We start from the raw sequence: 21,513 nt of genomic DNA on the forward strand, positions 1-21,513 counted from the left end.
CGCGAGCTGATTCGCAAGGACCAGGACCGACTGCAGCTGCGCGGCCTGCTGATGGCCGGCGCCGCGTCGGCACCCGCCGCCGTGGCCGACGCGGCCTACTTCGACAGCCTGCGCCAGCGCGTGCAAGACAAGCGAGAGGCGCCCTCCGCTGGCCAGCGCCGTCGCAAGGCCTGATGGCAGCACCCAAGCCCGTCGTCCCGCGCGAGCAGGCCAAGCGGGATGTCGACGAAGCGCTGGCCTACTACCTGAGCGAAAGCGCCGAGGCCGCAGCCTTGGGCTTCATCGACGCACTCGAGCAGGCCTGGGGCCACATCAGCCGCCATCCTGCCACCAGCTCGCCGCATTACGCCCACGAACTCAATCTGCCAGGCCTGCGCTTCTGGCCGCTAACGCGCTATCCCTACCTGGTTTTCTATGTGGAGCGGGCCGACCATATCGATGTCTGGCGCGTGCTGCATGGTCAGCGAGATATTCCGGCGTGGATGAGGGAGGCCGATGGCGGCCCTGACTGACATAGACCCAAGGTAGGGGGATGCGATGCAAGCCGCCAAGCGGCTCAAACCACCGCCGTCACCTCAATCTCCACCTTCGCCCGGTCTTCCATCAGCGCCACCACCTGCACCGCGCTCATCGCGATGGCGTAGTGCTGGCCCAGCACTTCGCGGTAGACGGCGCCCACCTCGCGGCCGCGGGCGATGTACTCGCGCTTGTCGACCAGGTACCAGGTCATGCGCGTGATGTGCTCGGGCCCGGCGCCGGCCTCGGCCAGCACAGCCTTGATATTGAGCAGCGTCTGGCGTACCTGATCGACGAAATCGTCGCTCTCGAACTGGCACTGCGCGTTCCAGCCGATCTGGCCGGCCACGAAGACCTGCCGGCCGCTGGCGGCCACGCCGTTGGCATAGCCGCGCGGCTGGGCCCAGCCGGCCGGTTGCAGGATCTGTTTGCTCTGGTCTCCGGAGTTCTTGTTCTGGTCGTTCATGGCTGTACTGCTCCTGGGGCGCGCGCTTCGAGTGCCGCGCGCAGATCGGGTGGAAAGGCTTGGGCGCGATGTGTCTCCAGCGAGGTGCAGACGATCACCTGCTCGAAGCGCGCACGCAACTGGCTGTCATCGCGGCCCACGAATCGGATCTCCAGCTGCAGCGAGCTGCGTCCCAGCCGGAGGATGCGCAGGCGCTGGCTGAGCCAGTCGCCCATGCGGCTGATGGCCTTGAACTCGCTCGTCAGCTCCACCGTTGGCAGGCCGACACGGCGCTGGCCCAGCAGCTGCGCATAGTCCACGCCCAGGCCTTCGGTGATCCAGTCCTCGACCAGCGCATTGAGCATCTCGTGATAGCGCGGGAAGAACACGATGCCGGCCGGATCGCAGTGGCCGAAGCGCACCAGTTCCTGGCGCTCGTAGATGAAGTCAGCGGCTTCGCTCATGACCTCAGACACCCAGGTAGCGATGCCACAGCGCATGATCCGCGTCCAGCGCCGCGGAGTCGCCGCGCCAGGCCACGCGGCCGCGCTCGACGATGCAATGGTGGTCGGCCAGCGCGATCAGGCGCTTGACGTATTTGTCCACCACCAGAATGGTCTGGCCGGCTTCGCGCAGCGTGGCCAGACAGCGCCAGATCTCTTCGCGGATCAGCGGCGCCAGGCCTTCGGTGGCCTCGTCCAGGATCAGCAGGCGCGGATTGGTCATCAGTGCGCGGCCGATGGCCAGCATCTGCTGCTCGCCTCCCGAGAGCTGGTTGCCCATGTTCGAGGCACGCTCTTTCAAGCGCGGGAACAACGCGAACACGCGCTCCACGTCCCAGGGATCGGCGGCGGCGCAGCGGTTGGCAGCAAAAGCTTGCAGGTGCTCAAGCACGCTGAGGTTGGGAAACACCTGCCGCCCCTCGGGAACGATGGCCAGGCCCAGGCGCGCGATGCGGTCGGCGCTCCAGCCCGTCACATCCTCGCCGGCAAAGCGGATGCGCCCGCTCTTGGGCGCCATCCAGCCGGTCAGGCAGCGCAGCGTGGTGCTCTTGCCCATGCCATTGCGGCCCAGCAGCGTGGCCACCTCGCCGGAGGCTATCTTCAGGTCAAGGCCGAACAGCACCTGGCTGCTGCCGTAAGCGGCCTGTAGCTCACTGACTTCAAGAAGCGCACTCACAGGGCGCCCTCCATCTCATCGCCCAGATAGGCCTTGCGCACCTCGGGATGCTCGCGGATTTCCTGCGGTGTGCCAGTGGCGATCACGCGGCCGAACACCAGCGTGGAGATGCGGTCGGCCAGGCGGAACACCGCGTCCATATCGTGCTCCACAAGCAGCAGAGTGACTTCCTTTCGCAAGGACTGCAGCAGCTCGACCATGCGCTCCGACTCGTCCGGCCCCATGCCGGCCATGGGCTCGTCCAGGAGCAGCAGGCGCGGGCGCGCGGCCAGGGCCAGCCCCACTTCGAGCTGGCGCTGCTCACCGTGTCCCAGGCTGCCGGCGGCCCGGTCGGCCTGGGCACTCAGGCCGATGCGCGCCAGCAGTCCTTCTGCCTCGGCAAGTGCCGCCTGGTCACGCACGGCGACGCGCAGCCAGGACGGTAGCCCCGGTCGCCGCGCCTGCACGGCCAGCGCCAGGTTGTCGCGCACCGAGAAGGATTTGAAGATGCTGGTGATCTGGTAGCTGCGCACCAGGCCCGCGTGCACATGTGCAGCCATGCCGGCATGCGTCAGCTCGTGGCCGGCAAAGACGATGCGGCCCGAGTCCGGCGCCAGCGCGCCCGAGATCTGGTGGATCAGCGTCGTCTTGCCGGCGCCATTGGGACCGATCAGCGCATGGACTTCGCCCTCGCGCACCTCGAAGCTGGCATCATCGGTGGCCGCCAGTGCGCCAAAGCGCTTAACGAGCTTGTCCACCTGCAGCAGCGGCTGTGGCACGGCGTTCATGGCTTGGTCCCCCCCCGTTTGGCCAGCCCGGCCAGGCCGCGCGGCGCGAACAGCACCACCATCAGCAAGAGCAGGCCCAGGCCCATCTGCCAGTGCATGGTGTAGCCGGCCAGAAGTTCTTCCAGCAGCAGCAAGGCAGCGGCACCGAGCGCGCCGCCCCAAAGGGTGCCGGCGCCGCCCAGGATCACCATGATCATCAGCTGGCCCGATTGCGACCAATGCATGACATGCGGGCTGACCATGCCGTTCAGATTGGCCAACAGCGCACCCGCCAGCCCGGCCAAGGCGCCCGCCAGAACAAAGGCCTGCCAGCGCACCGCGAACACCGGCGCGCCGACGGCCAGCATGCGTTGTTCGTTCTCCTTGGCGCCTTGCAGCAGCCAGCCCAGCGGCGAATTGACCACCCGCTGCATCACCCACATCGCCAGCGCGGCCAGAGCCAGCACCACGTAGTAGAAGCTCTCATCGCCCTGCAGGTCGAGGCCGCCCAGGCTGGAGCGCTGCGCCAGCGGCAGGCCGTCCTCGCCGCCATAGGCTTTCAGCGAGACCATCAGGTAATAGAACATCTGGGCGAAGGCCAGCGTGATCATGATGAAGTAGACGCCGCGCGTGCGCAGGCTCACCGCGCCGATCAGCGCCGCGGCAAGACCTGACACCAGCATGGCCGCCGGCCAGGCGATCCAGGCTTCACGCACACCCGCATCCATCAGGATGCCGACGGTGTAAGCTCCCAGGCCGACAAAGGCCGCATGGCCGAAGCTCACCATGCCGCCGAAGCCCAGGATCAGGTTGAGGCTGGACGCCGCAATGGCGAAGATCATCAGCCGCGTCGCCACGCCGGTGTAGAACTCCATGCCCAGGGCCTTTAGCCCCCAGGGCAGCGCGATCAGCAGGGCCAGCAGCGCCAGCAGCAGCCAGGGGCCTGGCCCGCGGTGGTGAAGTGAAGAACTGGACATAGGGTGAATGCGCCTCAGCCGCGGGCGGGGAACAGGCCCTGGGGTTTCCAGAACAGCACCGCCGCCATCAGCACATAGATCAGGATGGAGGCCAAGGCCGGCCCGAGATTGGACGCCACCTCCGGCGGGGCCAGCTGGCGCAGCGTCATCGGCAGCAGCGTGCGGCTGGCGGTGTCCACCAGGCCTACCAGCAGCGAGCCGACCAGCGCGCCACGGATCGAGCCGATGCCGCCGATCACGATGACGACGAAGGCGGTGATCAGGATGCTTTCGCCCATGCCCACCTGCACCGCCAGCAGCGGCCCCAGCAGCGAGCCGGCCAGCGCGCACAACGCCGCGCCGAAGCCGAACACCGCCGTGAACAGCCAACGGATGTTCACGCCCATCGCCGTGGCCATCGCACGGTTGGAAGCCCCGGCGCGCACCCACATGCCGACGCGGGTGCGCGTCACAAGCAGGAACAGCAACAGCGCCACGGCCAGGCCGACGCCAATGATCAGCAGCCGGTAGCTCGGATACATCAACCCCGGCAGCAGCTCCACCGGGCCGGACAGCGCCGCCGGCGTGTTCAGCATCAAGGGCTGCTCACCCCAGATCATGCGCACGCTCTCATTCATGATCAGGATCAGCGCGAAGGTGGCCAACACCTGCGACAGATGGTCGCGTGTGTAGAGCCGCCGCAGCAGCGCCACCTCCAACAGCATGCCGATCAGCGCGGTGCCGGCCAGCGCCGCGCCGACCGCCATCACGAATGAGCCACTGGCCTGCATCACGGCCGCGGCCAGATAGGCCCCCACCATGTACAGGGAGCCGTGGGCCAGATTGATCATGTCCATGATGCCGAACACGAGCGTCAGCCCGGCCGCCAGCAGGAAGAGCATCAGGCCGAATTGCAGGCCATTCAAGGCCTGCTCAGCGATCAGGATCCAGTTCACCTTGTGCCGCGCCTGTTCTGCTGCTTCACTTCATCTTGCATGCAGAGCCATAGGCATCCGCATGGTTGCTGAAGATCTTTCCCAGCGTCTTGTTGGTCACACGGCCCTGGCTGTCCTTGGTGATGACACGCAGGTAGTAGTCCTGCACCGGGTACTGGTTGTGGCCAAACTTGAAGGCGCCGCGCACCGAGTCGAACTTGGCCGTCTTCAGCGCCTTCAGCAGCGCATCGGTGTCCTCGACCTTGCCCTTCACATCGCGCACGGCGGCGCCCATCAGCTGCGCCGCGTCATAGCCCTGGCTGGCATAGAGCGAGGGCAGACGGCCATATTCCTTCTGGAAGTCGGCCACGAACTTCTTGTTGGCGGCGTTGTCCATGTCATGCGCCCAATGCGAGCTGTTGAACATGCCGAGCATGGGCTCGCCCACCGCCTTGATCACGTCCTCGTCGGCCGAGAAGCCGGGGCCGAACAAGGTGATGTCCTTGGACAACCCGGCGCCGACGAACTGTTTGATGAAATTGATGCCCATGCCGCCGGGCAGGAAGATGTACATCGCATCGGGCTTGGCTGCACGCGCCTGCGCCAGCTCGGCGGAGTAGTCCAGCTGGCCCAGCTTGGTGTAGATCTCATCGGCCACCGCGCCCTTGTAGAAGCGCTTGAAGCCGGCGATCGCGTCCTTGCCCGCTGGGTAGTTGGGCGCCAACACCACCACCTTTTTGAAGCCCTTGTCCATCACCGTCTTGCCGACGGCCTCATGCAGGTTGTCGTTCTGCCAGGCGACGTTGAAGAAATAGGGGTTGCACTGCTCGCCTGCATATTGCGAGGGGCCGGCGTTGGCGCTGATATAGGGCGTCTTGGAGGCAAACACCGTGGGGCCAACCGCCAGCATCACATTCGAGAACACGATGCCGGTCATCAGGTCGACCTTGTCGCGCTTGAGCAGGCGCTCGGTGGTCTGCTTGGCCACATCGGGGTTCTGCTGATCGTCGGCGGTGATCACCTCCACCGGCAGGCCGCCGAACTTGCCGCCCTGGTGCTTCAGCGACAGATTGAAGCCGTCTCGGATGTCCACGCCCAGACCGGCGCCGGGGCCGGAGAGCGTGCTGAGCAGGCCCACCTTGACCTTGTCGGCAGCCAGCGCCGGCATCGCGGCCAGCAGGCCCAAAACGGCCGTCATCACCAGGGTCTTCTTGACGTTCATGCTCATGCTCACTCTCCAACAGGGTTTCGGAAAAGGATCAGTCGAGGGGGAAGGAAGAAAGATTCAATCGGCGCGCAGGCGGAAGCGCTGCAGCTTGCCGGTTTCAGTGCGCGGCAGGCTGGCGCGAAACTCTATCGCACGGGGGTATTTGTAGGGCGCGATCGTGGCCTTCACGTAGTCCTGCAAAACCCTGACCTGGGCCTCATCCGCGGCATGGCCGGGACGCAGCACGACAAAGGCTTTGACGATCTGGCCGCGCTCGGCATCAGCCACACCAATCACGCCGCATTCGGCCACCGCCGGGTGAAGCAGCAGCGCGCTCTCCACCTCGGGGCCGGCGATGTTGTAGCCACCCGAGACGATCATGTCGTCGGTGCGCGCCTGGTAGACGAAGTAACCATCGGCATCGAGCAGATAGGCATCGCCGGTGAGGTTCCAGCCGTTCTTCACATAGTCACGCTGGCGTTCATCGGCCAGATAGCGGCAGCCGGTCGGCCCCTTCACCGCCAGCTTGCCCACCTGGCCGGCAGGCAAGACCTGGCCCTCATCGTCCACCACACAGGCCTGGTAGCCCGGAATCGGCTTGCCGGTGGCGCCGGGCCGGGCGTTCGACTCGTCGTGCGATATGAAGATGTGCAGCAGCTCGGTGGCACCGATGCCGTCGATCAGCTCAATGCCGGTGCTGTCTTTCCACAGCTGGCGCGTAGCCGCCGGCAGCGCCTCGCCAGCACTGACGCATTTGCGCAGCGAGCTTAGGTCGTGCTGGCCGACCTGGGCCGCCATCGCTCGGTAGGCGGTCGGCGCGGTGAAACAGACGCTGGCGCGGTACTGAGCAATGGCTGGCAGCAGTGCATCGGGGCCTGCCTTCTCCAGCAGCACGGTCGAGGCGCCGACGCTCATCGGGAACAGCAGCAGGCCACCGAGTCCGAAGGTGAAGGCCAGCGGCGGGCTGCCGATGAACACATCGTCCCTCGTGGGCCGCAGACAGTGCGGCGGCCAGCACCGCGTGATCGCGATCACATCACGATGAAAATGCATCGTGCCCTTGGGCTGGCCGGTGGTGCCCGAGGTGAAGGCGATCAGCGCGCAGTCGTCGGCCGCAGTGTCGACGGTGGCGAACTGCGTCGATTTGCCAGCGGCGCGCGCTTCCAGGCCATCGGCCGCATCGCTGAAGAAGTGCGCCACGGTCTTCAGCGCCGGGCTCTGAGCCTGCGCCAGCATCAGCTCGTCGGCCAGACGGGCGTCGCAGAGCGCGTGGCTCACCTCGGCCTTGTCAATCACCTGCCTGAGCTCCTTGGCGCGCAGCATCGGCATGGTGGCCACCGCAATCGCGCCAACCTTCTGCACCGCAAACCAACAGGCCGCCAGCTGCGGCGTGTTGGCGCCGCGCAGCAGCACACGGTTGCCGGGCACGACGCCGAGTTCATCGGCCAGCACATGCGCGATCTGGTTGGCACGCGCCTGCAGATCGGCGTAAGTCCAGCGCAGGCCGCCGGCACCCTGCAGGCACGGGCGTTCGCCCTGGCCCTCTTCGACCCATCGGTCCAGCAGCTCGGCCGCGCAGTTCAGGCGGTCCGGAAACTGCAGCTCGGGCAAGTCGAACAGGAGCTCGGGCCACTGCTCACGTGGCGGCAAGTGATCGTGCGCAAAGGTATCGAGATGGGATGTTTCTGCCATGGTCTCAGTTCCTCTGATGCGACGGGCCTGAATCGAAGTCAGACGCCGTTCTTGAGCAGATCGCGGCCGATGATCAGCTGCTGCACTTCGCTGGCACCCTCGTAGATGCGCAAAGCCCGAATCTCGCGGTAGAGCGATTCGACTATCTCTCCGCGCCGCACGCCACGGCCGCCGAACAGCTGCACCGCCGCGTCGATCACCTTCTGCGCGCCTTCGGTGGCCATCAGCTTGGCCATCGCAGCCTCGCGCGTGATCGGCCGGCCCTGGTCTCGCGCCCAGGCAGCCCGGTAGACCAGCAGGGCGGCGCTGTCCACCATGCAGGCCATATCGGCCAGCTTGGCCTGGGCAAGCGGCAGGTCGGCCAGCGTGGCGCCGAACATGCGGCGCTCCTGCGCGTGCGCCAAGCCCTCCTGCAGCGCGCGCCGGCCAAAGCCCAGCGCAGCGGCGGCCACCGAGGTGCGGAACACATCCAGCGTGCGCATCGCTATCTTGAAGCCCTCGCCGGGCGCACCGATGCGCTGGCTCTTGGGCACGCGGCAGTTCGTGAAGCGCAGCCGTGCCAGTGGATGCGGCGCGATCACATCGATGCGCTCGGCAATCTCGAAGCCCGGCAAGCCGGCGTCGACAATGAAGGCGCTGATGCCTCTTGACCCAGGCGCCTCGCCTGTCCGTGCAAAGAGGACGTAGAAGTCGGCAATGCCGCCGTTCGAGATCCAGGTCTTCTCGCCGTTGATCAGATAAGCATCACCGTCATCGATCGCACTGCACTGCATCGCCGCCACATCGGAGCCTGCCTCGGGCTCGGACAGCGCAAACGCCGCCAGCGCCTCGCCCGCTGCCACGCGCGGCAGATAACGCGCTTTCTGCTCATCAGAACCCGCCAGTGAGATCGCGCCCGAACCGAGACCCTGCATCGCGAAGGCGAAATCCGCCAGGCCGTCATGGCGCGCCAGCGTTTCGCGCAACAGGCACAGGCTTCGCGTGTCGATCACGTCGGCCGCGCCGCCCAAAGCGGTACCCGCCACCGCATGGCGCAGCCAGCCGCCCTGCCCCAGCGCTTTCACCAGCGCGCGGCATTCGGCATCAACATCATCGCCATGGCCGTGCGAGAGATTGGCGGCACACCAGGCGTCCAGCTCGGTGGCCAGTGCCCGATGCTTGTCCTCGAAGAAGGGCCAGCTGAGAAATTCCTGCATCTCAGTCTCCCTGGAACTCAGGCTTTTGCTTGGCGGCAAAGGCCTGGTAGGCGCGGTGGAAGTCCTGCGTCATCATGCAGATGGCCTGGGCCTGGGCTTCGGATTCGATCGCCTCGTCCACGCCCATGGCCCATTCCTGGTGCAGCATCTTCTTGGTCATCGCATGGCCAAAACTGGGGCCGGAGGCGATTTCGGCGGCCCAGTCCAGCGCAGTCTGCTCCAGCCCCTCGGGCGCGGGAAGGCGGTTCAGAAAGCCCCACTGCAGCGCCTCCTCGCCGCCCAGCGAACGGCCGCTGTAAAGCAGGTCCGAAGCGCGGCCCTGGCCGACGATGCGTGGCAGCATCGCGCAAGCGCCCATATCGCAGCCGGCCAGGCCGACGCGGGTGAACAGAAACGCGGTCTTGCTTCGCGCCGTGCCCACGCGCAGGTCCGAGGCCATCGCGATGATGGCGCCCGCGCCAGCGCAGACTCCGTCGATGGCCGCGATGATGGGCTGCGGGCAGGCGCGCATGGCTTTGACCAGATCACCTGTCATGCGCGTGAAGGCCAGCAGATCGGGCATGGGCATTTGCGTCAGCGGGCCGATGATCTCGTGCACATCGCCGCCGGAGCAGAAGTTACCGCCGGCGCCCTGCACCACGATAGCCTTGACCTCGTCGACATAGGCCAGGCGGCGGAACAGATCGCGCAGCTCAGCATAGGAATCAAAGGTCAGCGGGTTCTTGCGCTCGGGCCGATTCAGCGTGATGACGCCGACGCCATCCAGCTGGCGCCACAGGAAATGCTGCGGCGCGAAGCCGGCCAGGCTCTGTCGGTTGCCACCCGCCAGGTGGTGATCAATGGGGCGACTCATATCTGCTTCTCCTTGCTGCTGACGCTGATGCTGTTGCTTGCGTTCTTGCGGGCGCCACGCTTCTTCGCGGCCGGCGCGGCAACTGCGGTCGCGTCCAGGCTGCCGAGGTGCTGCTTGAGCTGAGCCAGCAACTCGTAGACCTGGGTCTTCTGCGCGGGATTCCAGCCGCTCAGCAGCTCAATCACCCAGCCTTCATGTGTGCTGGCCATGCGCTTGAACTGGCGCCGGCCGGTGGCGGTGAGCTTGACGCTGAAAGAGCGCCGGTCGGTCTCAGAAGGCACACGCTGCACCAACCCCTCGGCTTCGAGCTGGTCGGTGATGCCGGTGATATTGCCGCCGGTCACCATCAGTCGCTGCGACAGCGCGCGCATGGTCAGGCCCTCGGGGTGGCGCTCCAGCTGGGCCAGCAGGTCGAAGCGCGGCAGCGTGGTGCCGAAGTCGTGACTCAGGCGGCGGCGAATCTGGTCTTCGATGCGGGTGCTGCAGGTCAGAAGGCGCAGCCACAGCTTCAGCGCCTGGTGGTCCGCATCGCCCAGGCGCGACTCCAGATCGGGCATCAATTCGTCCAGCATCAGGCCGTCTCCCCACCGCACACGGCAATCGCCTGGCCGTTGATGGCCGCGGCGCCGGGCGTTGCCAGCCAAGCCACCGCCTGCGCCACTTCCTCGGGTTGGATCAAACGGCCCTGCGGATTGGCCGCCGAAAGCTCCTGCTTGGCCTGCTCGGGCGTGCGGCCGGTCTTGGCAGTGATGGTCTCGATCGCCTGCGCGACGATCTCGGTCTCTGTGTAGCCGGGGCAGACCGCGTTCACGGTGATGCCCTTCTTCGCCACTTCCAGCGCCAGCGCGCGGGTCAGGCCCAGCACCCCATGCTTGGCCGCGCAGTAGGCCGCCACATAGGCATAGCCTTTGAGCGCCGCAGTGCTGGCCACATTGATGATGCGGCCCTGCCCTGCGGCCAGCATGCCCGGCAACACTTGCTGGGTGCAAAGGAAAGTGCCGGTCAGATTGACCTGCAGCATCTGCTGCCACTGCGCCAGCGTCGTGCGCGCCAGCGGCGCGGTCTGCACCTGGCCGGCGTTGTTGACAAGCACCGCCACCGGCCCGAAGTCCGATGAGGCCGCTGCCTCGAACGCACCCTGCACGCTCGCCTCGTCGCCCACATCGCAGCGCTGTGCAGCCACCGACCCGAGCGCAGCCAGTGCCGCGCACTGCGCCTGCAGGCGAGCGAGATCGCGACCCATCAGCGTGACCCGCGCGCCGCCCCGCAACAGCGCGGCCGCCACCGCGGCGCCGATGCCAGAGCCACCGCCGGTGACAACGGCGTGCTGCCCATGCAAGGCCTGGTCGCCGCTCATGCCTTCTGCGCCTTTTCGCGCTGGAAGTTCGCTTCCATCTGCGACTTGGCCGAGCGGTATTGCTGCGGCCAGGCCAGTTCGCTGAAGCCGATCTTGGCGGCTTCAGTCAGCGTCCAGGCCGGGTTGGCCAGATGCGGACGCGCCACCGCGCACAGGTCAGCGCGGCCGGCGGCGATGATGCTGTTGACATGATCGGCCTCGCTGATCGCGCCCACTGCCATCGTCGCGATGCCGGCCTCCTGGCGCACGCGGTCAGCAAACGGCGTCTGGAACATGCGGCCATAGACCGGCTTCTCCTGCTTGCTGACCTGCCCCGAGGAACAGTCGATCAGATCGGCGCCGGCGGCCTTGAAGGCGCGGGCGATCTGCACCGCATCGTCTGGCGTCGTGCCGCCCTCGACCCAGTCATGCGCCGAGATGCGCACCGACATCGGCAGATGCGCCGGCCAGACCTCACGCAGCGCGGCGAACACCTCCAGCGGATAGCGCAGGCGATTCGCCAGGCTGCCGCCGTACTCGTCCTCGCGCTGATTGGTCAGCGGCGAGATGAAGCTGGACAGCAGATAGCCGTGCGCGCAGTGCAGCTCCAACCAGTCGAAGCCGGCCGCCGCGGCGCGCTGGGCGGCGGCAACAAACTCGGCCTTGACGCGGTCCATATCGGCACGCGTCATCGCCCGCGAGAACGGGCTGACGCCTGACAGATATTGCTGGGGCGAGGCGCTGATCAAGGGCCAGTTGGCCTCGGTGTCGCCGTCCGACAGGGGCTTGTCGATGCCATCCCAGGCGCGCCGGGTCGAGCCCTTGGCGCCGGCATGGCCCAACTGCACCGCCATCTTCGCGTCGCTGTTGCCATGCACCCAATCAACGATGCGCCGCCAGGCCGCGCCTTGCTCGTCGTTCCACAAGCCCGGGCAGCCGGGGGTGATGCGCGCATCCGGGCTGGTGCAGGTCATCTCGGCGAACACCAGGCCGGCGCCGCCCATGGCGCGCGCGCCCAGATGCACCAGGTGGTAGTCGCCAGGCATGCCGTCCACGGCTGAGTACTGCGCCATCGGCGACACCACTACACGGTTCTTCAGCGTCAGCGTGCGCAGCGTGAAGGGTGTGAACATCGGCGGCACGGGCTTTTGATCAGGGCCACGCTCGATACCCGCACGCGCCGCGAACCAGCGCTCATAGCCCTCCAGCCAGGTCTGGTCGCGCAGGCGCAGATTCTCGTGGCTGATGCGCTGGCTGCGCGTCAGCATCGAATACATGAACTGCTCGGGCTCAAGCGGGTCACAGTAGCGCTGGCCGCAGACCTCGAACCACTCCATCGCATTCCAGGCCGCGTTCTGCAGGCGCAGGGTCTCGACGCGCCGCGCCGCCTGGTAGTCGGCCAGCACCTGGGGAATCTGCGCAGGCGTATCGCCCTGCTGCTGGAACAGCCGGGCCAGCTCGATGGCGTCCTCGATGGCCAGCTTGGTGCCCGAGCCGATCGCAAAGTGCGCCGTGTGCACCGCGTCGCCCATCAGCACCACATGGCTGCCGTGGCTGTTCTTCAGCCACCATTGATCGCAGACCACGCGCTGGAAGTTCAGCCAGGCCGAGCCGCGCAGATGGCGCGCATTCGTCATCAGCTTCTCGCCCTGCAGGCTCTTGGCGAACAGCTTCTCGCAGAAATCGATGGATTGCTGCTGGTCGGCCTGGTCCAGCCCATGCGCCAGCCAGACCTGCTCGGGGCACTCAACGATGAAGGTGGTGGTCTGCTCGTCGAACTTGTAGACATGGGCCTGGAACCAGCCATGCTCGGTTTTCTCAAACAGGAAGTTGAAAGCGTCGTAGAGCTTGTGCGTGCCCAGCCAGATGTAGCGGTTGGGGCGCGTGACGAGGTCAGGCTTGAAGACCTCGGCGTAGCGGCCGCGGATGCGACTATTGATGCCATCGCTGGCGATGATCAGGTCGGAGTCGGCGTAGTCTTCGTCGGACTGCGCATCGCAGTCAAACACCAGCTCCACCCCCAGACGCTCACAGCGCGCCTGCAGGATGTTGAGCAGCTTCTTGCGGCCGATACCGACGAAGCCATGGCCGCCGGAGCGGATCGCGCAGCCCTTAATGTGCAGCTCGATATCGTCCCAGTGGTTGAAGGCCTGCTGGATCTCGGCAGCAGTTTCCGGGTCCCACTGGCGCATATTGTCCATGGTGGCATCCGAGAACACGACGCCCCAGCCGAAGGTGTCGTAGGGCTTGTTGCGCTCGACCACGCGGACCTGGTGTGCCGGGTCCAGCTTCTTCATCAGAAGACCGAAATAGAGGCCAGCGGGGCCGCCGCCTATGCAGGTGATGCGCATGCCGTCACGCCTTGGACAGTGAACGAATGCGACCAACTTTAGGCATCGATAGTTTAGGTGTCAATTACTTTCATGCTGTGTCAGACTACGGACATTCCCGGGGTCGCGACCTTGGTCGCCAGCCCGTCGGAGACCTTGTTGGGATTAACCGAAACCACGCCGATTCAAGCCGCGATAAGGTGCGCGCCGCCTGAGGAACACACCATGACTGTCAAGAAGCTCTGGGACATCTCACCCACCGTCACGCCGGACGCGCCGATCTTTCCCGGCGACGAGCCCTATGCCTTGCGATGGACCGCGACGCTGACGCCGGACTGCCCGGTGAATCTGAGCGCGATCACGATGTCGCCGCATGTGGGCGCGCATGCTGATGCGCCACTGCACTATGCCAACGGTGCAGTCGCCATCGCCGAGGTCGCGCTGGACACGTATCTGGGTCGCTGCCGCGTGATCCACGCGATCGCCTGCGGCCCGTTGATCCGCATCGAGCACCTGCACCATGCCGAGGCCGAGTTGCCGCCGCGCGTGCTGGTGCGCTGCTGCCAGCGCGCCGACACGCAGTGGAACCCCGAATTCAGCGCCTTCGCACCAGAGACCGTTGAATGGCTGGCCGCGCGCGGCGTGCGCCTTATCGGCCTGGACACACCCTCGGTGGACCCGGCCAGCAGCAAGAGCCTGGACAGCCACCAGCGCCTGCTGCGCCTGGACCTGCGCGTGCTGGAGAACCTGGTGCTGGACGAGGTGCCCGAGGGCGACTACGAATTGATTGCGCTGCCGCTGAAGCTGGCCGGCGCCTGTGCATCCCCCGTTCGCGCAGTACTGCGCGAGCTTTGATGGAGTGAAAACAATGACAAGCATGACTAGACAAGACTGCGTCGCGCAGGATCAGGCCGATCCGCTGCGCGGCCTCAAGGACCAGTTCGCACTGCCGCCCGGCGTGCTCTACCTGGACGGCAATTCGCTGGGCGTGCTGCCCAAGGCGACCGCTGCGCGGGTGCAGGCGGTGATCACACAGGAATGGGGCACCGACCTGATCAAGAGCTGGAACACCGCACACTGGATGGAGTTGCCGGCGCGGGCGGGCGACAAGATCGCGCGCCTGGTCGGCGCCGCGCCCGGCGAGGTGATCGCGGCGGACTCGACCTCGCTGAACCTCTACAAGGTGCTCAGCGCCGCGGTCCGCATCGCGCAAGCCGATGCACCGGGGCGCAAGACCATCGTGTCCGAGCGCAGCAACTTCCCGACCGACCTCTACATTGCCGAAAGCCTATGCCAGCAGCACGGCATGACGCTCAAGCTGATCGACAGCGTGGACGAACTACCGGCCGCGCTGGACGCCAGCCTGGCAGTGCTGATGCTGACCCAGGTGAACTACCGCACCGGCTACCAGCACGACATGGCCGCGGTCACCGCAGCCGCGCAAGCCGCAGGTGCGCTGGTGATCTGGGACCTGGCGCATTCTGCCGGCGCGGTGCCGGTGGACCTGACCGGCGCGAACGCCGACTTCGCCATCGGCTGCGGCTACAAATACCTCAACGGCGGCCCCGGCGCGCCGGCCTTCGTGTGGGCGCATCCGCGCCATGTCAACCGTTTCTGGCAGCCGCTTTCTGGCTGGCTGGGCCATGCAGCGCCGTTCCAGTTCACGCCCGACTATCAGCCCGCCGCCGGCATCACGCGCTATATCTGCGGCACGCCGGCCATCCTGGCTCTGGCCGCGCTGGAGTGCGGTGTGGACACGGTGCTGGCGGCCGAGCCGCTGGGCGGCATGGCGGCGCTGCGGCAGAAGTCGGTGGCACTGACCGAGTGCTTCATCGAGCTGGCCGAGGCGCGCTGTGCCGAGCTGGGTGTGCGCCTGGCCTCGCCACGCGAGGCCGCGCAACGCGGCAGCCAGGTCTGTCTGAGTCTGGCCGCGCCCCTGCACGAAGCCGGCTATGCGGTGATCCAGGCCCTGATCGCACGCGGCGTGATCGGCGACTTCCGCGCCGGCGATCCCGCACGGCTGGACGATGTGCCGCACATCCTGCGCTTCGGCTTCACCCCGCTGTACATCGGCTTTGCTGACGTGTGGGATGCCGTCGAGCATCTGCGCCAGGTGCTGGCCAGCGGCGAATGGACAGAGGCCCGTTTCAACCAGAAAGCGAGCGTGACATGAGCTGCCCACATCACCCTGCAGGCGCCTCCATCACCGAGAGCATCGTCAAAGAAGAAGGGGCTCAGCTCGACTTCTCCAAGGACATGAGCTACGGCGACTACCTGCACCTGGACCAGGTGCTCAGCGCCCAGCACCCGCTTTCGCCCGAGCACAACGAGATGCTCTTCATCGTGCAGCACCAGACCTCGGAGCTGTGGATGAAGCTGATGCTGCACGAGTTGCACGCCGCCGTGCGCTGCGTGGCGGCCGACCAGCTGCCCGAGGCCTTCAAGATGCTGGCGCGGGTCTCGCGCATCATGGAACAGCTGGTGCACGCCTGGGACGTGCTGGCGACGATGACGCCGCCCGAGTACAGCGCGATCCGGCCCTACCTCTCGAACAGCAGCGGCTTCCAGAGCTGGCAATACCGCCAGATCGAGTTCATGCTGGGCAACAAGAATGCCGCGATGCTCAAGCCGCACGAGCACCGACCCGAGTTGCTGGCGGCGGTGCGCGCGGCCTATGAGTCGCCCTCGCTGTACGACGAGGTGCTGCGCCTGATGAGCCGCCGCGGCATCGACGTGCCCGCCACGCACACCGCGCGCGACTGGACCCAGGCCTACGGCGCCGACGACGGCGTCAAGGCCGCCTGGCTGCAGGTCTACCGCGACCCGAAGGCGCATTGGGATCTCTATCAGATGGGCGAGGAGCTGGTCGACCTTGAGGATGCCTTCCGACTCTGGCGTTTCCGCCATGTGACGACGGTGGAACGCGTGATCGGCTTCAAGCGCGGCACCGGCGGTACTGGCGGTGTCAGCTATCTGCGAAAAATGTTGGACGTGGTGCTGTTCCCCGAACTATGGGCCTTGCGCACCGAACTGTAGGTCGCGCATCGCTTGGGCTACGCCGGCTTCCCATTCGTCAGGGGCGCTCGCCATCCGTCGCCTGATGGCGGTCTGGCCGGCGCTGATGTCGAACACTTGCACCATCGCAAACCACACGACGGAGCCGACCATGACGATCGACAAACCCAGCACCAAAGCCCCTGCCCTGCTGACCCGCGCCACGCTGGCCTTGGGCGGCCTGCTGATGCTCCTGAGCCTGAGCAGCGCGATGGCCGCCGACGGTGGCAGCGTGCAGATCACTGAACGCGGCGAGGGCCGGCCGGCGCTGATGATTCCCGGCCTGAACAGCTCGGCCGAGGTCTGGAGCGAGACCTGCGACAAGCTGCAGCCCGGCGTTCGCTGCCTGATGGCGCAGCTGCCCGGCTTTGCCGGCGCGCCCGCATCGGAAGCTGCCCGCAAGGACTTCCTGGAAACCATGCGTGCGCAACTGAAGGCGCAGCTGGCCAAGGCTGCGCCGCAGGGTGCCACCGTGGTGGGCCACAGCCTGGGTGGCGTGCTGGCACTGATGCTGGCGGCCGAGGCCGACAACAAGGTCAGGCAGCTGGTGATCGTCGACAGCTTGCCCTTCCTGCCGGGCATCCAGAACCCCAATGCCAGCATCGAAAGCGTGCGGCCCATGGCCGAGGCCATGCGTGATGGCACGCAGCGCGCCACGCCGGAGCAGATGCGCACGCAAATGGGCCCGATGCTGGCCAGCATGAGCCGCCAGCCCGAACGCCTGCCTACGATGATGAAGTGGATGCTGGACAGCGATCCCAAGAGCAGCGGCCAGGCCATGTACGAGATCTGGACCACCGACCTGCGCCCGCTGCTGCCGAACATCAAGGCGCCGACCACGGTGCTGGGCGCCTGGGCTGCCTATGCGCCGATGGGCAGCACGCTGGACAGCACACGCGCCATCTTCGAGCGCCAGTACACCGGCCTGGCCCACGCCCAGCTGCGCATGAGTGCCCAGGGCTTTCACTTCCTGATGTGGGACGACGCCGAGCTGGTGCAGGCCGCCATCCGCGAAGCGGTGGCCAGACCCTGAGCCGGCCGGCCTTCTACAATCCACGTCACCGCCCTGTCACACAGCACGCCGCCCACCCGGCGGCGGCAAATTAGTCCCGGAGACGCTGATTCATGGACACCCGCACCTCGACCATCACCTTGCGCATCGAGCGCGTTCGCGACGCGCTGCGCGCCGCCGGTGCCCATGCGGCCCTGGTGCCCTCAGCCGATCCGCACCTGTCCGAATACCTGCCCGAGCGCTGGCAGGGCCGGCAGTGGCTGTCGGGCTTCACCGGCTCGATGGGCACGCTGGTGGTGACGCTGGATCGCGCTGCGATCTTTGCCGACAGCCGCTACTGGACGCAGGCCGAGGTGGAACTGGCTGGCACGGGCATCGAGCTGGTGAAGGTGCCGACCGGCGCGGCGAGCTACTACATCGACTGGATCGTCGATCAGCTCCAGAGCGCTCAGGCACTGGCCGTTGACGGGCAGGTGCTGGGTCTGGCGCTGGCGCAGCAGCTGCGCACCGCACTTGGTCGCGCGGGCCTGCAGTTGCGCAGCGACATTGATGTGATTCAAGCCGCCTGGGACGAGCGCCCCAGCCTGCCCGGCGATGCCATCTATGAACACCTGCCCCCGGCCGCCGTGGTCTCGCGCGCCGAGAAGCTGTCCGGCGTTCGGGCGGCGATGGCGCGCCATGGGGCGAGCCATCATTTCATCTCAACCGTCGACGACATCGCCTGGTTGCTGAACCTGCGCGGTGCCGACGTGGACTACAACCCTGTGTTCCTGGCTCATGTGCTGATGGACGCGCAGCAAGGCCTGACCCTGTTCGTCGGCGCGGGCAAGATCCCGGCCGAGCTCCAGACGCGGCTGGCCCAGGATGGCGTGAAGCTGGCCGACTATGGCCAGGCGGCGGCTGCGTTGGCCGCACTGCCCGCTGACGCCGCGCTGCTGCTCGACCCGCGCCGCGTGACCTTGGGTCTGCGCGAAGCTGCGCCGGCCGGCATCAAGGTGATCGAGGCCATCAATCCCAGCACGCTGGCCAAAAGCCGCAAGACCGCCGGCGAAGCCGCGCATGTGCGCGAGGCCATGGCGCAAGATGGCGCGGCGATGTGCGAGTTCTATGCCTGGTTCGAGGCCGCCATGGCGCGCGGCGAGCGCGTCACCGAGATCACCGTTGACGAAAAGCTCAGCGCGGCGCGCGCCAAGCGCCCTGGCTTCATGGGCTTGAGCTTCCCCACCATCGCCGGCTTCAATGCCAACGGCGCGATGCCGCATTACCGCGCCACGCCGGAGTCGCATGCGGTGATCGATGGCAATGGCCTGCTGCTGATCGACTCGGGCGGCCAGTATCTGGGTGGCACGACGGACATCACGCGGGTCTGGCCGATTGGCCAAGTCAGCGCGGCGCAGAAGCGCGACTACACGCTGGTGCTCAAGGGCACGATGAACCTGTCGCGCGCGGTCTTCCCGCGCGGCACGCTGAGCCCGATGCTGGACAGCCTGGCGCGCGGCCCGCTGTGGGAGCACGGCATCGACTTCGGCCACGGCACCGGCCATGGCGTGGGCTATTTCATGAACGTGCACGAAGGCCCGCAGAGCATCTCCAAGACGGTGGCCGAGCCGCAGATGGCGATGGAGCCCGGCATGATCACCTCGATCGAGCCCGGCGTGTATCGACCCGGCCAATGGGGCGTGCGGATCGAGAACCTGGTGCTCAACATCGCGCTGGAGACACCGGAGAAAGGCCAGTTCGGCGAGATGTTGGCCTTCGAGACCCTGACCCTGTGCCCGATCGACACCCGCTGCCTGGATCTGGCGCTGATGCGCGCCGATGAGATCGCCTGGTTGAACGGGTATCACGCGCAAGTGCGCGAGCGCCTGACGCCGCTGGTGAGCGGCGAAGCGCTGGCTTGGCTGCAGGCGCGCACCGAAGCCGTCTGAACGACGCGCTCAGCCAAGTAAAGAGGGCAGGCCGCGTGTCCTGCCCTTTTCTTTCCTCGGCGCCGGTTCACATCTGCCGGAACAGGTGCAGATAGCTGCGGCTGACCGGCAGCACCTCCGGTCGGCCTTTCAGATGAAGATCGGCCGTCTCGTTAGGGCCGCGGGTCACATGACTGATGGCGCGCAGGTTCACCACCACCGAGCGATGCACCTGCGCAAAGGCCTGCTGGTCCAGTTGCTCGATCAGTTCGCGGATCGGCGTGCGGATCAGCGCTTCGCCCTCCTGCCAGACCACCAGGGTGTACTTTTCGTCCGAGCGCATGAAGATGATCTGCTCGACCGGGATCAGCTTGAGCGTGCTGCCCACCGAGGCGCGCAGCCACTGCAGCGGTGCCGGGCGCGGTGGCTCAGCCAATGGCTTGGCACTCTTGAGACGTTCGCTGAGCTGGCTCAACGCAGCCTCCAGAGCCGCTTCCAGGCGCACCTGACTCGCCTCGCCAGGCGTGCTGCCGACTGCGGCGGCCAGGCGCTCCTGCAGGCGCCCCACCGTGTCAGCCAAGCGCTCTGGCTCCAGCGGCTTCACGAGATAGTCCAGCGCGCCCTGCTCGAAAGCCTGCACTGCGTATTGCTCGTAGGCGGTGACGAACACCAGCTGCGCACGCCGGGCAATCGCCTTGGCCGCTTCGACCCCACTCAGACCCGGCATGTGCACATCCAGGAAGACGATCTGCGGGCGCAGCTGCTCGAACAGCTCCAGCGCCTCACGGCCGTTGCGGGCCTGAGCGACGATCCGCAGCTCAGGCCAGGCCTGCGCCAAGGCGCGCACCAAGCTCTCGCGCAGCAGCGGCTCGTCGTCGGCGATCAGGGCCGTCGCTTCAGGACTCGTCATGGGGTGAACTCGATTTCTGCACGCAAGCCATGCGGCTGATTTTCGGTCAGGTCCAGCCGTGCTGTCTCGCCGTAGAAAACCTGCAGACGCTCACGCAGGTTGCGCAGCCCCGTGCCCGAACCCATCTGCTGGGTCAGGCCGACACCGGAGTCACTGACCCGCAGGCGCAACGGTTGGCCCGGTGCCGCACGAAAGCCGCTGACCTCGATGCTGCCACCTTCCTCGCTCGGATCGATGCCGTGGCGCACTGCGTTCTCGACCAAGGTCAGCAGCGCCATCGGCGGAAAGCGCAATGCATGCAGTTCGGCCGGCACGGCGATGCGGTACTGCAACCGGTCCGGCATGCGCAGATGCATCAGCTCCAGATAGGCGCGCACCAGGGCCAGCTCGTCGCCCAGGCTGGCTGCTTCATTGTGCAGGCGCGGCACGGCAGCCCGCAGATAGGCGATCAGGCTGCCCAACACCGGCGCAGCCTGCGGCGAGCCGGTTTCGACCAGGGCACGCACATTGGCCAGAGTGTTGAACAGGAAGTGCGGCACGACCTGCGCCTGCAGCAGGCGCAGCCGGGCGTCCAGCGCGCGTCGCTCCAGTTCGCTGCGTTCCAGCTCGAAATGCAGCGCCTGATTGCGCGCTTCAGCATCCCTCTGCCAGTACAAGGCGCCCATGGCCAGAAGCGGCCCGATCAGCAGGCCCGAGCCGGCGATCCAGAAGAAGCCCAACAGACGCCCTTCGCTGCGCAGGAGCGTGCCAATATCGCCGCCCACCGACACCAGATAGACCAGCAAGGTGCCCAGCGGCACCATCAGTGTCACCAGAAGCACCTGGACCAGCCAGCGCGCCACCCAACTGGGCAGGCGGCGCGGCCATTGCCCGGCCGCCGAGAAAGCCAGCAAGGCCAGCAGCGCGATGAAGAGCGTCCGCCCCAGCAGTACCGCATAAGGCGTGATGAAGATCGGCTTCAGCAAGGTCGCCGCCAGCACCGCCAGGGCCAGCGTCAGGCCGACCCGCCACAAGGTCAGCGATGCGACGAAACCTTGCCAAGCTTGTCGATGGCTGGGCAGGGACTGAACTGGAACGGTCGCACTCATGCCCGGCACGATAGCGGGCGCCAGCGCTTTGCCCAAGAGGCGCGCCCCAATCAGGCGACGAATGACGGAATGAAAGCCGTCAGCCGCAGCTGAAAGGCACGCCCACTCCAACAGACGGCTCAGTTCATCGACTTTGGCCCGCACATCACCA

At 66.6% G+C, this 21,513-nt stretch carries 21 protein-coding genes; 6 read left to right on the forward strand and 15 right to left on the reverse strand.

Features of this window, described 5'->3' with window-relative positions:
• Nucleotides 1-173: 173 nt before the first annotated feature.
• The gene (locus ACIQ67_RS14500; protein WP_397535086.1) at nucleotides 174-512 is read left to right on the forward strand and encodes a type II toxin-antitoxin system RelE/ParE family toxin; all 339 of its coding nucleotides are present in this window, start codon (nucleotides 174-176) and stop codon (nucleotides 510-512) included.
• Between the two features lie 44 nt (nucleotides 513-556).
• On the opposite strand, the gene ACIQ67_RS14505 is transcribed toward ACIQ67_RS14500, so the two are convergent.
• Genes ACIQ67_RS14505 through ACIQ67_RS14565 form a run of 13 tightly spaced genes read right to left on the reverse strand, consistent with a single transcriptional unit; the run spans nucleotide 557 to nucleotide 13,412 of the window.
• Complete coding sequence (locus ACIQ67_RS14505; protein ID WP_397535087.1) at nucleotides 557-982, reverse strand: RidA family protein; 426 nt, start codon at nucleotides 980-982, stop codon at nucleotides 557-559.
• Nucleotides 979-1,425 (reverse strand): acyl-CoA thioesterase, encoded by a 447-nt coding sequence (locus ACIQ67_RS14510; RefSeq protein WP_397535088.1) that lies wholly within the window; start codon nucleotides 1,423-1,425, stop codon nucleotides 979-981. Before ACIQ67_RS14510 ends, ACIQ67_RS14505 begins: the two co-directional genes overlap by 4 nt.
• Before the next feature lie 4 nt (nucleotides 1,426-1,429).
• A complete protein-coding gene (locus tag ACIQ67_RS14515) occupies nucleotides 1,430-2,140 on the reverse strand; it encodes an ABC transporter ATP-binding protein (protein ID WP_397535089.1) in 711 nt (236 codons plus the stop codon).
• On the reverse strand, nucleotides 2,137-2,907 hold the full coding sequence (locus ACIQ67_RS14520) for an ABC transporter ATP-binding protein (protein WP_397535090.1): 771 nt from the start codon (nucleotides 2,905-2,907) through the stop codon (nucleotides 2,137-2,139). Before ACIQ67_RS14520 ends, ACIQ67_RS14515 begins: the two co-directional genes overlap by 4 nt.
• Entirely contained in the window at nucleotides 2,904-3,863 is a 960-nt protein-coding gene (locus tag ACIQ67_RS14525) for a branched-chain amino acid ABC transporter permease (protein ID WP_397535091.1), read from the reverse strand. The genes ACIQ67_RS14520 and ACIQ67_RS14525 overlap by 4 nt, the downstream gene beginning before the upstream one ends.
• A 14-nt stretch (nucleotides 3,864-3,877) precedes the next feature.
• On the reverse strand, nucleotides 3,878-4,798 hold the full coding sequence (locus ACIQ67_RS14530; RefSeq protein ID WP_397535092.1) for a branched-chain amino acid ABC transporter permease: 921 nt from the start codon (nucleotides 4,796-4,798) through the stop codon (nucleotides 3,878-3,880).
• Between the two features lie 25 nt (nucleotides 4,799-4,823).
• Nucleotides 4,824-6,005 carry an ABC transporter substrate-binding protein gene (locus ACIQ67_RS14535; protein ID WP_397535093.1) on the reverse strand — a complete coding sequence of 394 codons (1,182 nt, stop codon included), beginning with the start codon at nucleotides 6,003-6,005 and terminating at the stop codon, nucleotides 4,824-4,826.
• Nucleotides 6,006-6,062: 57 nt separating this feature from the next.
• Nucleotides 6,063-7,676: an AMP-binding protein gene (locus ACIQ67_RS14540; RefSeq protein ID WP_397535094.1), complete on the reverse strand. Its 1,614-nt coding sequence runs from the start codon at nucleotides 7,674-7,676 to the stop codon at nucleotides 6,063-6,065.
• A 38-nt stretch (nucleotides 7,677-7,714) separates the two neighbouring features.
• The gene (locus ACIQ67_RS14545; RefSeq protein WP_397535095.1) at nucleotides 7,715-8,872 is read right to left on the reverse strand and encodes an acyl-CoA dehydrogenase family protein; all 1,158 of its coding nucleotides are present in this window, start codon (nucleotides 8,870-8,872) and stop codon (nucleotides 7,715-7,717) included.
• 1 nt (nucleotide 8,873) lies between these two features.
• Entirely contained in the window at nucleotides 8,874-9,725 is an 852-nt protein-coding gene (locus ACIQ67_RS14550; protein ID WP_397535096.1) for an enoyl-CoA hydratase family protein, read from the reverse strand.
• Nucleotides 9,722-10,297: a MarR family winged helix-turn-helix transcriptional regulator gene (locus tag ACIQ67_RS14555; RefSeq protein ID WP_397535097.1), complete on the reverse strand. Its 576-nt coding sequence runs from the start codon at nucleotides 10,295-10,297 to the stop codon at nucleotides 9,722-9,724. The genes ACIQ67_RS14550 and ACIQ67_RS14555 overlap by 4 nt, the downstream gene beginning before the upstream one ends.
• On the reverse strand, nucleotides 10,297-11,082 hold the full coding sequence (locus tag ACIQ67_RS14560; RefSeq protein WP_397535098.1) for an SDR family NAD(P)-dependent oxidoreductase: 786 nt from the start codon (nucleotides 11,080-11,082) through the stop codon (nucleotides 10,297-10,299). Before ACIQ67_RS14560 ends, ACIQ67_RS14555 begins: the two co-directional genes overlap by 1 nt.
• Nucleotides 11,079-13,412, reverse strand: a complete 2,334-nt coding sequence (locus ACIQ67_RS14565) for a bifunctional salicylyl-CoA 5-hydroxylase/oxidoreductase (RefSeq protein ID WP_397535099.1) — start codon at nucleotides 13,410-13,412, stop codon at nucleotides 11,079-11,081. Before ACIQ67_RS14565 ends, ACIQ67_RS14560 begins: the two co-directional genes overlap by 4 nt.
• A gap of 204 nt (nucleotides 13,413-13,616) precedes the next feature.
• Here ACIQ67_RS14565 and kynB point away from each other — a divergent pair, with 204 nt between their 5' ends.
• The 5 genes from kynB (at nucleotide 13,617) to ACIQ67_RS14590 (ending at nucleotide 19,385) form a co-directional block, all read left to right on the forward strand.
• Nucleotides 13,617-14,246 (forward strand): arylformamidase, encoded by a 630-nt coding sequence (gene kynB, locus ACIQ67_RS14570; protein ID WP_397535100.1) that lies wholly within the window; start codon nucleotides 13,617-13,619, stop codon nucleotides 14,244-14,246.
• A gap of 13 nt (nucleotides 14,247-14,259) precedes the next feature.
• The gene (kynU, locus tag ACIQ67_RS14575) at nucleotides 14,260-15,564 is read left to right on the forward strand and encodes a kynureninase (protein ID WP_397535101.1); all 1,305 of its coding nucleotides are present in this window, start codon (nucleotides 14,260-14,262) and stop codon (nucleotides 15,562-15,564) included.
• The gene (gene kynA / locus ACIQ67_RS14580; RefSeq protein WP_397535102.1) at nucleotides 15,561-16,427 is read left to right on the forward strand and encodes a tryptophan 2,3-dioxygenase; all 867 of its coding nucleotides are present in this window, start codon (nucleotides 15,561-15,563) and stop codon (nucleotides 16,425-16,427) included. The genes kynU and kynA overlap by 4 nt, the downstream gene beginning before the upstream one ends.
• A 130-nt stretch (nucleotides 16,428-16,557) precedes the next feature.
• A complete protein-coding gene (locus ACIQ67_RS14585) occupies nucleotides 16,558-17,478 on the forward strand; it encodes an alpha/beta fold hydrolase (protein WP_397535103.1) in 921 nt (306 codons plus the stop codon).
• 92 nt (nucleotides 17,479-17,570) lie between these two features.
• Nucleotides 17,571-19,385, forward strand: a complete 1,815-nt coding sequence (locus tag ACIQ67_RS14590; RefSeq protein ID WP_397535104.1) for a M24 family metallopeptidase — start codon at nucleotides 17,571-17,573, stop codon at nucleotides 19,383-19,385.
• A gap of 67 nt (nucleotides 19,386-19,452) precedes the next feature.
• On the opposite strand, the gene ACIQ67_RS14595 is transcribed toward ACIQ67_RS14590, so the two are convergent.
• Together ACIQ67_RS14595 and ACIQ67_RS14600 are read right to left on the reverse strand one after the other, a co-directional pair.
• Nucleotides 19,453-20,274 carry a LytR/AlgR family response regulator transcription factor gene (locus tag ACIQ67_RS14595; RefSeq protein ID WP_397535105.1) on the reverse strand — a complete coding sequence of 274 codons (822 nt, stop codon included), beginning with the start codon at nucleotides 20,272-20,274 and terminating at the stop codon, nucleotides 19,453-19,455.
• A complete protein-coding gene (locus ACIQ67_RS14600) occupies nucleotides 20,271-21,362 on the reverse strand; it encodes a sensor histidine kinase (protein ID WP_397535106.1) in 1,092 nt (363 codons plus the stop codon). The genes ACIQ67_RS14595 and ACIQ67_RS14600 overlap by 4 nt, the downstream gene beginning before the upstream one ends.
• Nucleotides 21,363-21,513 lie beyond the last annotated feature (151 nt).

The organism is Roseateles sp., assembly GCF_044373315.1.
Taxonomy (GTDB): Bacteria; Pseudomonadota; Gammaproteobacteria; order Burkholderiales; family Burkholderiaceae_C; genus JACDQM01.

Bases quoted from the DNA above. Each gene is read 5' to 3' on its own strand.
- ACIQ67_RS14510 (WP_397535088.1), bottom strand. From the start codon at position 1,425: ATGAGCGAAGCCGCTGACTTCATCTACGAGCGCCAGGAACTGGTGCGC.
- ACIQ67_RS14520 (WP_397535090.1), bottom strand. From the start codon at position 2,907: ATGAACGCCGTGCCACAGCCGCTGCTGCAGGTGGACAAGCTCGTTAAG.
- ACIQ67_RS14540 (WP_397535094.1), bottom strand. From the start codon at position 7,676: ATGGCAGAAACATCCCATCTCGATACCTTTGCGCACGATCACTTGCCG.
- kynU (WP_397535101.1), top strand. From the start codon at position 14,260: ATGACAAGCATGACTAGACAAGACTGCGTCGCGCAGGATCAGGCCGAT.
- ACIQ67_RS14585 (WP_397535103.1), top strand. From the start codon at position 16,558: ATGACGATCGACAAACCCAGCACCAAAGCCCCTGCCCTGCTGACCCGC.
- ACIQ67_RS14505 (WP_397535087.1), bottom strand. From the start codon at position 982: ATGAACGACCAGAACAAGAACTCCGGAGACCAGAGCAAACAGATCCTG.
- kynB (WP_397535100.1), top strand. From the start codon at position 13,617: ATGACTGTCAAGAAGCTCTGGGACATCTCACCCACCGTCACGCCGGAC.
- ACIQ67_RS14600 (WP_397535106.1), bottom strand. From the start codon at position 21,362: ATGAGTGCGACCGTTCCAGTTCAGTCCCTGCCCAGCCATCGACAAGCT.
- ACIQ67_RS14550 (WP_397535096.1), bottom strand. From the start codon at position 9,725: ATGAGTCGCCCCATTGATCACCACCTGGCGGGTGGCAACCGACAGAGC.
- ACIQ67_RS14535 (WP_397535093.1), bottom strand. From the start codon at position 6,005: ATGAGCATGAACGTCAAGAAGACCCTGGTGATGACGGCCGTTTTGGGC.
- ACIQ67_RS14545 (WP_397535095.1), bottom strand. From the start codon at position 8,872: ATGCAGGAATTTCTCAGCTGGCCCTTCTTCGAGGACAAGCATCGGGCA.
- ACIQ67_RS14560 (WP_397535098.1), bottom strand. From the start codon at position 11,082: ATGAGCGGCGACCAGGCCTTGCATGGGCAGCACGCCGTTGTCACCGGC.
- ACIQ67_RS14590 (WP_397535104.1), top strand. From the start codon at position 17,571: ATGGACACCCGCACCTCGACCATCACCTTGCGCATCGAGCGCGTTCGC.
- ACIQ67_RS14500 (WP_397535086.1), top strand. From the start codon at position 174: ATGGCAGCACCCAAGCCCGTCGTCCCGCGCGAGCAGGCCAAGCGGGAT.
- ACIQ67_RS14565 (WP_397535099.1), bottom strand. From the start codon at position 13,412: ATGCGCATCACCTGCATAGGCGGCGGCCCCGCTGGCCTCTATTTCGGT.
- ACIQ67_RS14525 (WP_397535091.1), bottom strand. From the start codon at position 3,863: ATGTCCAGTTCTTCACTTCACCACCGCGGGCCAGGCCCCTGGCTGCTG.
- ACIQ67_RS14595 (WP_397535105.1), bottom strand. From the start codon at position 20,274: ATGACGAGTCCTGAAGCGACGGCCCTGATCGCCGACGACGAGCCGCTG.
- kynA (WP_397535102.1), top strand. From the start codon at position 15,561: ATGAGCTGCCCACATCACCCTGCAGGCGCCTCCATCACCGAGAGCATC.
- ACIQ67_RS14555 (WP_397535097.1), bottom strand. From the start codon at position 10,297: ATGCTGGACGAATTGATGCCCGATCTGGAGTCGCGCCTGGGCGATGCG.